Source organism: Psychrobacter piechaudii (assembly GCF_900162825.1).
In the GTDB taxonomy this organism is placed as follows: domain Bacteria; phylum Pseudomonadota; class Gammaproteobacteria; order Pseudomonadales; family Moraxellaceae; genus Psychrobacter; species Psychrobacter piechaudii.
The window spans coordinates 1-15,131 of the sequence record NZ_FUGE01000101.1; the positions used below are offsets into that span (position 1 = coordinate 1).

Sequence of the window (15,131 nt, forward strand, 5' to 3'; positions counted from 1 at the left end):
AACTTCCTTGAGCAGGTAAAGCAAGTTCTACCTGATGGTGTTGATATCAAGCAAGTTGATATATGGTTTCAGGATGAAACACGTATTGGCCAACAAGGCTCTATCACAAGGGTTTGGCACTATAAAGGACAAAGACCTCGAGTAGTCAGGCAGCAGCAGTTTGAATCGACTTATCTATTTGGTGCCTTTAATCCGGCGACAGGTGAGAGTGTTGGACTTGTTCTACCCTATGTGAATAAGCAAGCCATGGCATTGCATATGGAGGAAATCAGTAAAGCTGTTCCTGAAGGTCGGCATGCCGTGGTGGTCATGGATGGGGCGCTATGGCACCAACCAAGTTTGGATCAAAACAATGTGATCATGCTTAAATTGCCTCCCTACTCACCTGAGCTTAACCCTGCTGAACAGGTATGGCAGTACCTTAAACAGCATTGGTTGTCTAATCGCTGTTTTGAGAGTTATGATGCGATTGTCGATGCGGCATGTGACGCTTGGAATGCAGTGTGTAATGAGACTAACTTAATTAGGTCTATCACTCAGCGGGAGTGGTGTGATTTGAGTGTTATTTTTTAGAATTTGTATAATTTATTGTTGCTCATCTAGATGCAGTAACTGCTCACTAATTCCTACGGTATTAAACCCTGCATCGACAAATAAAATTTCACCGGTAATGCCTGAAGCCCAAGGCGATAATAAGAATAAGGCCGCATTACCTACCTCCATTTGATCTACGTTACGCTGTAGAGGGGCAATCTTAGCATTCACATCTAGCATTATACGAAATGACTTAATACCACTGGCCGCTAAAGTACGAATTGGGCCTGCAGAAATGGCATTGACTCTGATGCCTTCACCCCCTAAAGAGGTTGCTAAATAGCGAACGCTGGCTTCTAGGCTCGCCTTGGCCATACCCATCACATTATAATTCGGAATAACAGCCGTGCTGCCTTGGTAAGTCAATGTTAACAAAGAGCCTTGACGCTTTGCCAATAATTCACGTGAGGCACGCGCTAAGGCCACAAAGCTATAGGCTGAAATATCATGGGCAATGGCGCTGCCCTCTCTACTGGTAACCTCAGTAAAATCACCGTTTAGCTCTCCAGCAGGGGCAAAACCGATAGCATGTACTACCCCATCAATCCCTTCTGCCCAATGTTCAGCAACTGCTGTAAAGCAAGCCTCAATCTCTGCATCAGAACCGACATCGCAAGGCAAAATCATATCTGCTGAAAACTGCTCAGCAGCCATCTCTACCCGCTTTTTCATCTTGTCATTGGGGTAAGTTAAAATCAATGATGCCCCTTCTCTGTGCAATGCTTCTGCAATTGCCCAAGCAATGGATAGCTTGCTGGCAATACCTGTCACTACAAAACGTTTACCTTGTAATAATTTCACGAACCACTCCCTTATTTTAATTTTAAGTTGGCTTAGCCCAAATGTTTTTGAGGGGCATTTTTTTGAATTCAATGACAACAATAGAATAATAATACAAAAATCTAGAGTTAGATGGCATTATGAGATTTTTTTGTGCCAAACTGAGAAATACTCAGCTATTTTTTGACAAAGACCTTTACAATTTATTTGTAGCCGTTAAGCTATAGCATTCTTCTAATTTGCTACTAATAACTATGTGTGATTCTAATTCAAACGCTTCAAATTCAAATCTAGATCCTAGACTACCCAGTCCTGATCTTTACGCTAAATTAATTGCTTCAACCGGTGAGGATTTAAACCGTCCTGGCTTAATTGATACACCCACTCGTGCCGCAAAAGCATTCGGTTATTTAACTCAAGGTTATCATCAAACCCTGGAAGAAGTCACCAATAATGCTGTATTTCCGACCGATAATCCAGAATTGGTTCTTATTCACAATATTGAGTTCTACTCGCTCTGTGAACACCACTTACTCCCCTTCCATGGCGTGGCTCATGTGGGCTATTTACCGGACGGCAAAGTCATCGGTCTGTCTAAAGTGGCCCGTATCATTGATATGTATGCCCGCCGCTTACAAATTCAAGAGAATTTAAGCAAACAAGTTGCTGAGGCTATCATGGAAGTGACTAACTGCCGTGGTGTTGCTGTGGTAATGGATGCATCTCATATGTGTATGATGATGCGTGGTGTTAACAAACAACTGTCTAGCACGCGCACAACCGCTATGCTTGGTGAGTTTAAGACAGACATTCAGGCCCGTAATGAATTTCTTGCAGCGGTTCCTGCCTCAAAAATCTAACTGCTGTAGTTATTGATTTTCATAAAATCCGCTTAATCTCATTAGATCAGCCAAAGTCTTTACTTCGCACACTCGTATCGATAAGCAGTTTTGAATACGGGTGCTGCGGAGCTTCAAATAATTTTTCAGTTGCGGCAAACTCTACACACTCCCCCGCTTTAAGTACCATTATATTGTGACACAAAGCTTGTACCACATTTAAATCATGGCTGATAAAAATGTAGCTAATTTGGTACTGCTGCTGAATATCTCGAAGTAACTGTACCACCTCAACTTGGGTACTACTGTCTAAGGCTGAGGTAGGCTCATCAAGAATAATAACCTTGGGCCGCATAATCAGCGCCCTAGCCAAAGCCACCCGTTGACGTTGGCCTCCTGATAACTCATGGGGATAACGATAAGCAAAACTGTGCGGTAAGTTTACTGTGACTAGTGCCTCTAAAACTGCCTGCTCTCGCTGTGTCTTGCTCTCTCCTCTTATCAACAGCCCTTCTTCGACGATTTGCATCACATTAAATCTGGGGTTGATGCTCGCAAACGGATCTTGAAACACCATTTGAATGTTGGAACGAAATTGACGTAGTTCTTTTCTGCTTAGGCTATTTATATCTACGTTATCAATAATAATGTCACCGCTTACTTTGGCTTGCTGACTCAATAACCTAGCAAGAGCCAAAGCAATGGTGGTTTTGCCAGAACCTGATTCCCCGACAATCCCTAATGACGTACCTTGATTAAGATCGAAGCTTAAGTCTTTGACTGCAGGCATCCACTGACTTACCCCGCCCAGAAGTGACTTTTTCTGTGGAAAAGCAACAGACAGCTGTTTTACCGCAACAACTGCAGAGATGTCTTCACTGGCATTAATTTTAAGCGGAGAACCAAAATTCTGACTGATTAACAATTTAGTATAAGCCGTTTGGGGGTTATGAAATAGTGTGTCGCTGTCTCCGCGCTCAATCACCTTCCCTTGCTGCATTACAATTATTTTATCGCTATAACGGCGTACTAAGTTTAAATCATGACTGATTAGCAACATTGCCATTCCATGCTGCTGCTTTAAGCGATTCAATAACTCTAAGATTTCATGTTGTAGGCTAACATCTAATGCTGTGGTAGGCTCGTCAGCAATAAGCACTTCTGGGTTTTGTGCCAACGTCATGGCAATCATCACCCGTTGGCGCTGGCCACCTGATAGTTCATGCGGATAGCGGTTTAGCTTAGACTCAGGGTCATTGATATTGACGTCATTTAATAACTCAATAATGCGCGGCTTAATTTCAGACTTTGGCGTGCCGGCCATACGCAAGCTTTCAGCAATTTGCTTGCCTACGGTGTGTAAGGGGTTCAGCGCCGTCATAGGCTCTTGAAATACCATCGCAATTTTTGTACCGCGTACCGCTTTCAGCTGTTTATCGCGGACGGCCTGCTTTTTCATGGATTGATTTGAGTTTTGATTGATAGGCAGTAAGCCCATAGATTGCAGCTCGACTTGAGCCTCAACCTGCAAATCCTGTGGCAACAATCCGAGTAAAGCTAAGCTAGATAACGACTTACCTGATCCCGACTCACCCACAATAGCCAGCGTTTCACCCCGATTTATCTGATAAGACAAGTCATGAACCAATACTTCATGATCAGTATAAATACTAAGACCATTGACCATTAATACTGGGTTTGATGATACCTCTGAGGAGCGAGCTAAGGACTCAGATTGAGTATTATTTAACGTATCAAGCATAGAATCACTCTCAAATGAATGGCTTAGAGTTAATGTAACTCAATTTAGGACAGAAACCTAGCCGCACTTAGACAGTATGACTTAATTGAGCCCCTTCTCTAAGCTTCTGAGAAGACAAAAACTTATCAACGACTTTGTACTGTCCTGCCGTCGTCTCTTCACTATACATGGCTTGTCGAAAAGCGTTCGAGTCTTCAATACCAGAAGTATACCAAGCAATATGTTTGCGTGAGATGCGGCATCCTGGGTACTCACCATAAAAGGCATACAGCTCCTCAAGGTGGGTCAGCACAATCTCTCGCAGCTCATCAATAGTTGGCTCTGGCAATTTTTCACCTGTTTGCAAATAATGAGCGATATCTCGGAATAACCAAGGCTGACCTTGGGCCGCTCGACCAATCATAATCGCATCACAGCCCGTTTGCTCATATACTTCAATCGCCTTCTCTGGGCTGTCGATATCACCATTAGCAATCACTGGAATACTGACTATTTCTTTGACTTCACGAATCAAGTCGTAGCGTGCCTTTCCGCCATACTTATCCTCACGAGTACGGCCATGAATAGCAATAGCAGCAATGCCCGCCTCTTCTGCTCTTTTGGCTACTCGTAAGATATTTTCTTGACCATTCTCATAACCCAAACGAGTTTTTAAAGTAACAGGCGCATCGACAGCGGCCACAGTAGCATCAAGCAATCTGGCCACCAACTCTTCATCTTTCAACAAGGCTGAGCCTGCCAGCTTACGACATACTTTCTTAGCCGGGCAGCCCATATTGATATCAATAATTTGCGCCCCGTTATTAACTTGATACTGAGCAGCTTCAGCAATTTTATCCACGTCAGCGCCTGCAATTTGCGCTGAGATTGGTGCAATCTCTCCCTCAAAATTAGCTCGGAACAATGATTTTTTATGGGCATATAAAGTGGCGTCTGCGGTCATCATTTCGCTGACAGCATGACCTGCCCCAAACGACTTACATAAGCGTCGAAATGGGTTGTCTGTTACCCCCGCCATTGGAGCTACCATCAGTCGGTTTTGAATCTCTAGCCCACCAATATACAGGGGCTGTAGCAAAGGGTGCGTATCGTTTTCGGTAATAAAAGTCATTTTTAGGCCATTTACAAGCTTAGGAGAATGAGAGTGTCACTTAACTTAATATATCGGATCATTTAACGATTTAATGTCCCCATAAAAAAGAGCTTGCCCTCATTAGGAGCAAGCTCGTATTGTAAAGACTCAGTATTAAAACTCAAGTTTTAAAAGGTTAATCAGACTATTTGTCAAACTCGCTACTAGACTCAACCACCAGTCCTTCATCATGCATCTCCATGCGCCATGGTAAGCTGTCAGGAGAAACATTCAAGAAGTGTAGGTACTTTTCAAACTGATCAATAATATCATTAATGACCGCATCCGGCTGATAGCCATATAAGTCATAGGTCAGGCCTCCGCGGCGCAGATAAACCTCAGCACGATAATAATGATGCAGCTGTCCTACTTGGGATCCACTTTGCTCATAGTAGTCTGGAATATCATGTTCACTCAGTCGCACCTCGTAGCTAAAGTCTACTTCTTCCCCACGCTGTAATTGCAAGATGGCTCGACTATTCACCTCATCAAACTCTACCTTAGCTTGCCAGCCAGAATCCATGAACTTATCAGCGACTTGATGCATCGCTACTTCTACTACCTCTTGAATATAGCTTAACACCTCATGGCGTGTCGGCTGCTTAGTCAGATAATCGATACGCTCTCGCCAAGCACTAGGAGTTAGTAAATGAGGCGGCAAGCGATTATCCTGCTCCAAACTTTCAGTGCGGTGCTCCTCAATAATTAACGCTCGCCACATCCCTCCCATTGAAATAAGCAAAATAATGGCAAATGGTAAGGCACTAACGATGGCTACTGTTTGTAAAGCCGTTAAGCCGCCTGCCAGTAATAATACAGAAGCCACTACCCCTTGAATAACTACCCAAAATGTCCGCTGCCATGCGGGCGTAGGACGACCTCCTGAAGCAATAGAATCAATGACCAATGAGCCAGAGTCTGACGAGGTCACAAAGAAAGTCATGATTAATAACACTGTTAAATACGAAGCGACTTGGGTAAATGGTAAAGCTTCAAACAGCTTAAATAAAGCAACCGACTTATCGGCTTGTACATCGCCAATTAAGGTATCAAGTCCTTCAACCATGATTAGGTTAAGCGCAGTATCGCCAAATACAGCGAACCAGAAGAAGGTGAAGATAACCGGAACAAACAACACCCCTAAGACAAACTGGCGAATGGTACGGCCACGGCTAATATTGGCAATAAACGTGCCCACGAATGGCGACCAAGCAATGGTCCATGCAAAAATAAACAGCGTCCAGCTCGCAATCCAATCACCATGCACATAGGCTTGTAAGCTAAATGTTCGCTCAACAATGTTACTTAAGTAGCTTCCAGTATTTTCCATAAACGCGTTTAGGATAAATACACTCGGACCGGCAATAAATACAAACAGCATCAATGCCGTTGCTAAGATCACGTTAAGCATGGATAGGCGCTTAATCCCCTTATCCATACCTGACAGCACTGAAATGAGAGCCGCTAAAGTAATTACTGCAATGGTAATGATCTGAACACCGGTGCCTATCGGAATTAAATCAGGCATTAAATAGTTCAAACCTGAGTTGATTTGTGACACCGATAAACCGAGGGTCGTTGCCACCCCAAAAATGGTTGCCAACAAGGCAATAACATCCACCCCATGACCGATAGGGCCATAAACCTTATCGCCAATCAACGGGAATAATGTGGAGCGCATAGATAGCGGTAAGCCATGCCTAAAGCCAAAGTAGGCCAAAACAAGACCGGTAAAAGTATAAATAGCCCAGGTATGAAGTCCCCAGTGAAAATAAGCAATCTGCATTGCTTCTTTGGCAGCCGCAATGGTCTGCGGAGTCGAGTTTGGCGGTTCAGCAAAATGCACTACCGGCTCGGATACGCCGTAAAATAGCAACGCAATACCGTATCCCGCTGAAAAAAGCATGGCGAACCATTCACTAAACTTATAATCCGGCTCTGCATGATCAGGGCCAAGTTTAATATTACCGTAGGAGGAAAACGCCAATACCAAAATAAAGATTAAAAATAGCGCCACCGCTAACATGTAGAACCAACCGAAAGTGGTGGTGGTATAGTTGAGAACTTGATTGAACAGCTCTCCAGCAGCATCAGGATTTGAAATAGTGCCTACCACTAACAGCACCAACACAATCACAGCTGGTGCAAAGACAGGCATTAAAATTGTAGACCTAGAGGGCTTTTTTAGCATAAGCTTTATTTTCCTTTTAGTAAATTAATCCTGATGAGATATGAAATTGAAAAAAATATAGCAAGCAGTAATTTCACTTTAACTTAAAAATAAAAAAGGGCTTGCCTTTATTTTTTAAAGACAAACCCGTATTCTAAAGATTCGTGTTCAAATCTCAAGTTTAAATAAGTTTGATAATGCAATTGCGTTATTACGCAAACTTATTGTTATTCTTCTCAAATTGAGCACAGTACCTTATATCTCTATTTAGCGCTGTATCTATTAATCTAACTATTAAATGAAGTTTAAGCGGCTTCAATAGCCTCTTTCAGCTGCTTGGCTTGCTCTGCTAACTCAGCCATATCAGCCTGCGTAGTAGCATGCTGGCCCAATTCGTGAAAGTTAGAGGGAATTAGATGTACGTGGTAGTGAAATACGGTTTGACCCGCCTCAGCCCCATTTAACTGCATCTGAATAATACCTTCACGTTGAAACACTTTACGCTGCGCCGCCATGACTTTTTTAGCCGTCATTAATACCGCACTGGCATACTCAGGCTCTAGCTGCGATAGTTCGACTGCTTTTTGTTTTGGGATAACCAACACATGACCTTTGGCCTGAGGCATAATATCCATAAATGCCAAAGTCTTATCATCTTCATATATTTTATGGCAAGGCAAATCACCCGCTATAATTTTTGCAAAAATATTATCATCTTCATAAGCTTTTATGGTCATTTTATAAGTCCTTATATTGTTTTGATTGTTTTTTAACCCAACAAGTAGCCTTGTAAGTTATTAAGCTTAACTTGTTTGTATTTATTCAACACTAACTAATGACAAGTTGCAACCTTAATTGCCTCAACATTGCCGCCTTGGCCTAGCTTACCGATATTGTTCAAGCTTGCCGATATTATCCTAGCCTACTAATATAAATAAAAAAAGAGACCGCATTGCAGTCTCTTTTTTTGTCGAGCTTCAGAGGATTAGAATACTCGGTTCAAACCATTCAAGGCCGCAACACGATACGCTTCCGCCATAGTCGGATAGTTGAAAGTAGTATTGACGAAGTACTCAAGTGTACCGTGAAGTTTCATCACTGCCTGACCAATGTGAATAATCTCTGAGGCATGGTTGCCATAACAGTGAATACCTAAGATTTCTAAAGTCTCACGGTGGAATAAAATCTTCAAGACACCCGAGCGCTCACCAATAATTTGAGCACGCGCTAGATGTTTAAAGAAGGCCTGGCCCACTTCATAAGGTACTTTCTCATCGGTTAACTCTTGTTCCGTTTTACCAATACTTGAAATCTCTGGAATGGTATAAATACCAGTTGGAACACTTGAGACTGGCTCAGCATCTTTATCACCCACCATAAACGCAGCTGCACAACGGCCTTGGTCATAGGCTGCTGATGCCAATGATGGCCAACCAATCACGTCCCCTGCAGCATAGATATTATCAACCTCAGTACGATAGGTGTCATCTACTTTTAGCTGACCACGGTTGTTGGCTTTTAAACCAACCGCTTCAAGATTCAAGCTTTCAGTATTACCTGAGCGACCGTTACACCATAGGATGGCGTCAGACTTAATGCGTTTACCACTCTTCAGGTGTAGTACCACATAATCGTCATGAGTTTCTAACTTCTCAATCTCTTCATTGTGGCGAACCAATACCCCAAATTGTCTAAAGTCGTGAGCCAAAGCATCACTAATCTCTTTATCCAAGTAGCTTAAAAGCCCATCATGGTTATTGATTAAGTCCACTTTGTAGCCAAGACCAGTAAAGATCGACGCATACTCACAGCCGATTACTCCGGCTCCATAAATGATAATCTTTTTGACCACATAATCCATTTGTAAGATTTTGTCAGAATCAAACACGCGAGGATGATCAAAGTCTAATAAGTCCGGGCGGTATGGGCGGCTACCTACAGTAATGATGGCTTTATTAAAAGTGATGGTTTCATAGCCTGTACCATCTCCTAATTCGATATGTAAGGTATGCTTATCCTCGAAGCTGGCCCATCCATGACGCAGTTCAATTTGGTTGCGCTCATAGAAGCGGGTATGGGTGTCTACCTGAGTACGAATAACTTTACGCGCGTTGGTCAACACCTTATTTAAAGGGACTTGATAATAATCCAAGCCTTGTGAGAATAAAGGATCACGGCGGTAGTTAATCAGGTTAAATACCGACTGACGCAGGGCTTTACTAGGGATGGTACCGACGTGTGCTGAGTTGCCTCCCACTTGATTGCGAGGATCGACTACCACCACTTTTTTACCAGATTTAGCCAACTTCATCGCAGCCGCTTCACCCGCTGGGCCAGCACCGATCACTACAGCATCGTACTCAAAATCGTGTTTATCTCGTTTGATACGCTCTGAGTCACGAGTAAAGCCTGAGTTAATACGGATACGGTCATTGTCTAACGGACTAATTAAGCTAGGATGAAAAAGATGATCTTCTCCTGAGTCTATTTGATTTTCTGACTCGCGACTTGCCTCAGAAGATGCAACACTTGGAGCACTGCCACTGCTTTGATTGGATACCTCAATATCTTTTTTATCATCATTGATATTGCTAGTTTCATCACCTTTATGTTTTTTTGACATATCATCCTCTTGTTATGTATTTCTTTAATTTTTAGACCTAGTTTTTAGACCTAATTATAGTTGCTGCAGCATATTGGCTATATTATAGCAACTTCGCCTGTTAACTTCATGGCGAAATCACTATCCAATGCGACGCTTCAACCCAGTTATTTGTAGAATTCGAGTAGCAATCTCTTCCACTGACATTTCTGAAACATTTAGGCTAGGAATATTTTGTGTCATATATATCGCCTGAATCGCACGCTGCTCTTCTTCGCACTGCTTAAAGCTAGCGTAACGACTGCCCGCTCTTCGTTCTTGGCGAATTTTTTGTAGCCGCTCTGTATCAATAATTAATCCAAATAACTTCTCACGATGAGGTTGAAGTGCTTTTGGCAGCTGATTATCAAATAAGTCATCTTCAGTTAGTGGGTAGTTGGCCGCCCGAATACCAAACTGTAAAGCTAAGTATAAAGAGGTAGGGGTTTTACCGGAGCGAGATACCCCGATTAAGATAATATCAGCCATGTCATAATGACGAGTTCTCGCTCCATCATCATTGTCTAAAGCAAAGTGTACCGCATCGATTCGAGATTTATAAGTCTCCGAATCTACATCATCATGAGCATGACCTGAGTGAGCATCAGGCTCTACCCCAATTTCATCAGTGATACGTCCAATTAATCCTTCATACATATCAAGATTACAAGCCTGAGCTGAATTAATAATCTCTCTGATATCCGGATCAACAATAGTGTCAAATACTAGAGGTAATATGCCTGTGGTTTGATAAGCTTTATTGATGTGCTCAACCGCTGCTTGTGCCATCTCTATGGTATCCACATAAGGGATCACTCTGGTCTCAAAAGGCACACTGGCAAATTGGCTTAATATTGAACGTCCTAGGGTCTCTGCAGTAATAGCCGTACCATCAGATATAAAAAAAGCCACACGAATGACTTGTGGCTTGTCTACTGCCAAAGCACTACGGTTTTGAATGGTAGCTTTTGCAGATAATGAGTTCATTAAATTTTCCATAAAATTCCTTAGCAGGAGTGCATCTTCCTACAAAAATATAGACAAAATGCCTTATTAAAAATATTTCGCGATATTTTAACAAATATTAAGCCAATAAAGTATTTGAGAAGCTTAGCATTTATGCAAATACAAATCCTTGCTACTTGCTTTGATTAAAGTTACTTTACTTACTGAAATAGTTGTTGTTAAAATCTAACTTCATATGCAACCGAACTTTGTGCATGTTTAACCATTGGTATGATAAGTTGATTGATAATTTTTATGTATATCATCATCGAGTTATAAAATATAAATTTAAATTCGCCATAAACCAAAGAAATACCTCGTATTTAGTAAATAAATAACTTATATATATCAATACATCAACCCCTGTAAAACAAACCCTCCCTATATTCCTTCGTGGACTCCTAATAACTATAAATGTTATAGTTCGCCCACATCACATTACCGTAGATGACAAGCGTTAAGATTTCACTCTTAATCAAAAATATTTGACTGAAAAGACCCTTTCGAGCTCCCTGTTAACCACACAGTCGATTCTTGTTGACTCAGTCAGTTATTTAAAGAGTGCTAGTCCATACACAATTTAGATAAATAGCGGTATAATTTAAAAAAATAACCTTATTTCCTGGAGTTATCATGACAGCACCGCAAGTTATTACCCTTGACAAGTTAGGCAAAAACGACGTCGAAATCGTAGGCGGTAAAAACGCTTCATTAGGCGAAATGATTAGCCACCTATCAGATCTAGGGGTGAGTGTTCCTGGCGGTTTCGCGACCACAGCTGCAGCATTCAATAACTTCCTGACTGAAACTGGTCTTTTAGACAAAATCAACAACGAACTAAAAGAGTTAGATGTTGATGATGTTAAAAAGCTAACTGAAACTGGTGAAAAGATTCGCAACTGGATCATCGAGCAAGAATTACCAAAATCACTGGAACAAGAAATCCGTGATGCATTTGAAGTGATGAGTGATGGTGAAGATATTGCCGTTGCTGTTCGCTCTTCTGCGACTGCCGAAGATTTACCAGACGCCTCTTTCGCAGGTCAGCAAGAAACTTATCTAAACATCCGTGGTATCGAAAACGTTCTAATCGCTATCAAAGAAGTTTTCTCATCACTATATAATGACCGTGCTATTGCTTACCGTGTTCACCAGGGTTTTGAGCATGCTGGTGTTGCCCTATCAGCGGGTATTCAGCGTATGGTTCGCTCAGAAACAGGCGCAGCCGGTGTTATGTTTACTCTAGACACTGAAAGTGGCTTCGATGAAGTAGTATTCATCACCTCAAGCTATGGTCTTGGTGAAATGGTAGTACAGGGTGCGGTTAACCCAGATGAATTCTATCTATCAAAAGCTTTATTGGCAGACAACAAACCTGCGGTTATTCGCCGTAACTTAGGTAGTAAGCACCAGAAAATGATTTATGGTGACGAAGGTAGTACTACCCGTTCAGTGAAGACTGTAGAAGTGGACAAAGAAGAGCGTAACCAGTTCTCTTTAACTACTGAAGAATTAACTGAACTGGCCACACAAGCCATCACTATCGAAAAACACTACGGCCAACCAATGGATATCGAGTGGGCTAAAGATGGTGATTCAGGCAAGTTATTCATTGTTCAAGCTCGTCCAGAAACCGTTAAGAGCCGTCAAGACCGTAACGTTATGGAACGCTACATTATCCAGAGCAAAGACGCTAAAGTACTTTGTGAAGGTCGTTCAATCGGTCAACGCGTAGGTTCAGGTAAAGTACGTATCGTAAACGACTTGAATGAAATGGACAAAGTTCAAGTAGGTGATGTTCTAGTATCAGATATGACTGACCCAGACTGGGAACCAGTTATGAAGCGTGCTTCAGCGATTATCACTAACCGTGGTGGTCGTACTTGTCACGCTGCTATTATCGCTCGTGAATTAGGTGTACCAGCCATTGTTGGTTGTGGTAACGCCACTGAAGTATTGACTGATGGTCAAGAAGTTACCGCTTCTTGTGCTGAAGGTGATACAGGCTTTATCTATGAAGGTCTATTAGATTTTGAAGTTCAAAGCAACTCTATTGATGCTATGCCAGAGCTGCCTTTCAAAGTTATGATGAACGTCGGTAACCCTGACCGTGCTTTCTCGTTTGCTCAAATTCCAAACGCTGGTGTTGGTCTAGCTCGTCTAGAGTTCATTATCAACCGTATGATTGGTGTGCATCCAAAAGCTCTGCTTAACATGAACACTTTACCTCGTGAAATCTCCCAGGCTATTAAAGAGCGTATCGCAGGTTATGCTTCTCCAGTGGATTTCTACGTTGATAAACTAGTTGAGGGTATTGCTACCCTAGCTGTAGCGTTCAGAGAACAGCCAGTTATCGTTCGTATGTCTGACTTTAAATCGAACGAATACGCCAACTTAATTGGTGGTAAGCTGTACGAGCCTTCAGAAGAAAACCCAATGCTTGGTTTCCGTGGTGCTAGCCGCTACGTTTCAGACAACTTCCGCGACTGCTTCGAGTTAGAGTGTCGTGCTCTAAAACGTGTTCGTGACGAAATGGGCTTAACCAACGTTAAGATTATGATTCCATTCGTACGTACTACCAAAGAAGCTGCTGAAGTGGTCGAGGTTTTAGCCAAAAATGGCTTAAAGCGTGGCGAAAATGGTCTTGAGTTAATCATGATGTGTGAGCTTCCAACCAACGCCTTATTGGCTGAAGAGTTCCTAGAGCATTTCGATGGTTTTTCAATTGGTTCTAATGACTTAACTCAGTTAACCTTAGGTCTAGACCGTGACTCAGGTATCGTATCTCACTTATTTGATGAGCGTGATGAAGCGGTTAAGAAGCTATTATCAATGGCTATCGCTGAGTGCCGTAAGCAAGGTAAATATGTGGGTATCTGTGGCCAAGGTCCATCAGACCATCCTGACCTAGCCTACTGGTTAATGGAACAAGGCATTAGCTCTGTCTCATTAAACCCAGACTCAGTATTAGATACTTGGATGTTCTTAGCCAATGATGACAATGCCAACGCTAATGTTACAGCTAAATAATCTGTAAATACACACTGTCATATTCTGTGGGTTATTGGTATCAATAGCCCTCATAGCGACCACAAAAATCAACTCTTATTGATTATTGTGGTCGTTTTCATTTAATATTCTAAATAAATATTAAAATTAATAATATTAATGATCCCAATGCGGACTTTAATTTTATAAAAGGTTGTTATATTAATGCAGATTTATCTAGCTAGAAATCAAGTTCAAGCAGGTCCTTATACCTTAGAAGAGCTTAATAAGATGCTGTCTAATCGGCAGGTAGAGCTCAGTGATCTTATGTGGCATGTTGGCATGGATCAGTGGAAACAAGTGGGTGAAATGACTAAGGGTCAGTTTTACTATGATCCCAATGCCACCACTTCGGTTAATATCCCGCCTAGACGGGTAACTGTGGCTGATCTTTATGGTAATAAACAGCCCGAATCTACTCAAAGTCCAGTAAATCAACACCCCCCCTTTGCAAATAACCCAATCCATAATAAAAGCCCGATTAATAAAAATCATAATTTACAGTCAGCCCCGTCTAGCTCGACTAATGAGCTAGCGACTATTGGTAATCGCGTAATTGCAGTTTCTATTGACGCTCTATTGCTGATGGCGTGCTATATCCCTTTTTTATCTGGATTAAATTACGACTTCGCAGCAATCTCCGAAACTGCTGGCGATATGGAGAAAATGACTCAGCTGGTGCAATCTGTTCCTGAGCATTTAAGTTCGCTAACCTCGGTACTGTTTTTAGTTTTATTCTTTTTGCAGCTTATGCTTCTAATTAAAAGAGGACAAACTATCGGTAAAACAGTGATGGGGATCCGAATTGTTGATGTTAAAACCCAAAAACCCGCCTCAATTACCAATGTCATTTTATTGCGTAGTCTGGTGACTTCAGCTTTGTATGCCCTACCAGGTATTGGTACGCTATTTTTAATCGCTGACTTTGTGGTTATGGTTATTAACAAACAGCGCCTTAGTATTCACGATAAACTTGCTAAAACTATGGTAGTTAAAGCCGATCCAAAACAGCTAGATAAATAAACAGCTAAATAATTGGTGGTGGTTCAAAAAGTAGGCTGAAAAAAACAGGCTGAGAAATTGATAAAATAGTGAAATGCACATCACACTATACATCAAATGCCCAGCCTGTCTAAGTGACAATATAAAGAAAAATGGCT

At 41.8% G+C, this 15,131-nt stretch carries 11 protein-coding genes; 4 read left to right on the plus strand and 7 right to left on the minus strand.

Annotation, left to right across the window (positions count from 1 at the left end):
- On the plus strand, positions 1–573 hold a 573-nt coding region (locus A1019T_RS04790), incomplete at its 5' end, for an IS630 family transposase (RefSeq protein ID WP_143514082.1).
- A gap of 12 nt (positions 574–585) precedes the next feature.
- Here the strand turns inward: A1019T_RS04790 and A1019T_RS04795 are convergent.
- Complete coding sequence (locus A1019T_RS04795; RefSeq protein ID WP_077450659.1) at positions 586–1,395, minus strand: enoyl-ACP reductase FabI; 810 nt, start codon at positions 1,393–1,395, stop codon at positions 586–588.
- Between the two features lie 233 nt (positions 1,396–1,628).
- On the opposite strand from A1019T_RS04795, the gene folE reads away from it, so the two are divergent.
- The gene (gene folE, locus A1019T_RS04800; protein ID WP_208608030.1) at positions 1,629–2,234 is read left to right on the plus strand and encodes a GTP cyclohydrolase I FolE; all 606 of its coding nucleotides are present in this window, start codon (positions 1,629–1,631) and stop codon (positions 2,232–2,234) included.
- 46 nt (positions 2,235–2,280) lie between these two features.
- On the opposite strand, the gene A1019T_RS04805 is transcribed toward folE, so the two are convergent.
- From A1019T_RS04805 to ppsR, 6 genes are all read right to left on the minus strand, one after another.
- Entirely contained in the window at positions 2,281–3,975 is a 1,695-nt protein-coding gene (locus A1019T_RS04805) for a dipeptide ABC transporter ATP-binding protein (RefSeq protein WP_077450660.1), read from the minus strand.
- Between the two features lie 67 nt (positions 3,976–4,042).
- A complete protein-coding gene (gene dusB, locus A1019T_RS04810; RefSeq protein ID WP_077450661.1) occupies positions 4,043–5,086 on the minus strand; it encodes a tRNA dihydrouridine synthase DusB in 1,044 nt (347 codons plus the stop codon).
- A gap of 166 nt (positions 5,087–5,252) precedes the next feature.
- On the minus strand, positions 5,253–7,298 hold the full coding sequence (locus A1019T_RS04815) for a BCCT family transporter (RefSeq protein WP_077450662.1): 2,046 nt from the start codon (positions 7,296–7,298) through the stop codon (positions 5,253–5,255).
- Positions 7,299–7,582: 284 nt separating this feature from the next.
- Complete coding sequence (locus A1019T_RS04820) at positions 7,583–8,014, minus strand: HIT family protein (RefSeq protein WP_077450663.1); 432 nt, start codon at positions 8,012–8,014, stop codon at positions 7,583–7,585.
- 248 nt (positions 8,015–8,262) lie between these two features.
- Positions 8,263–9,900 carry a Si-specific NAD(P)(+) transhydrogenase gene (gene sthA, locus A1019T_RS04825; protein ID WP_077450664.1) on the minus strand — a complete coding sequence of 546 codons (1,638 nt, stop codon included), beginning with the start codon at positions 9,898–9,900 and terminating at the stop codon, positions 8,263–8,265.
- A gap of 120 nt (positions 9,901–10,020) precedes the next feature.
- On the minus strand, positions 10,021–10,905 hold the full coding sequence (gene ppsR, locus A1019T_RS04830; RefSeq protein WP_414707004.1) for a posphoenolpyruvate synthetase regulatory kinase/phosphorylase PpsR: 885 nt from the start codon (positions 10,903–10,905) through the stop codon (positions 10,021–10,023).
- 651 nt (positions 10,906–11,556) lie between these two features.
- On the opposite strand from ppsR, the gene ppsA reads away from it, so the two are divergent.
- Positions 11,557–13,953, plus strand: coding sequence for a phosphoenolpyruvate synthase (ppsA, locus tag A1019T_RS04835; protein WP_077450666.1), 2,397 nt, complete (start codon positions 11,557–11,559; stop codon positions 13,951–13,953).
- 183 nt (positions 13,954–14,136) lie between these two features.
- A complete protein-coding gene (locus A1019T_RS04840; RefSeq protein ID WP_077450667.1) occupies positions 14,137–14,994 on the plus strand; it encodes an RDD family protein in 858 nt (285 codons plus the stop codon).
- Positions 14,995–15,131: the final 137 nt, after the last annotated feature.

Bases quoted from the DNA above. Each gene is read 5' to 3' on its own strand.
- folE (WP_208608030.1), top strand. From the start codon at position 1,629: ATGTGTGATTCTAATTCAAACGCTTCAAATTCAAATCTAGATCCTAGA.
- A1019T_RS04805 (WP_077450660.1), bottom strand. From the start codon at position 3,975: ATGCTTGATACGTTAAATAATACTCAATCTGAGTCCTTAGCTCGCTCC.
- dusB (WP_077450661.1), bottom strand. From the start codon at position 5,086: ATGACTTTTATTACCGAAAACGATACGCACCCTTTGCTACAGCCCCTG.
- A1019T_RS04815 (WP_077450662.1), bottom strand. From the start codon at position 7,298: ATGCTAAAAAAGCCCTCTAGGTCTACAATTTTAATGCCTGTCTTTGCA.
- A1019T_RS04820 (WP_077450663.1), bottom strand. From the start codon at position 8,014: ATGACCATAAAAGCTTATGAAGATGATAATATTTTTGCAAAAATTATA.
- sthA (WP_077450664.1), bottom strand. From the start codon at position 9,900: ATGTCAAAAAAACATAAAGGTGATGAAACTAGCAATATCAATGATGAT.
- ppsR (WP_414707004.1), bottom strand. From the start codon at position 10,905: ATGAACTCATTATCTGCAAAAGCTACCATTCAAAACCGTAGTGCTTTG.
- ppsA (WP_077450666.1), top strand. From the start codon at position 11,557: ATGACAGCACCGCAAGTTATTACCCTTGACAAGTTAGGCAAAAACGAC.
- A1019T_RS04840 (WP_077450667.1), top strand. From the start codon at position 14,137: ATGCAGATTTATCTAGCTAGAAATCAAGTTCAAGCAGGTCCTTATACC.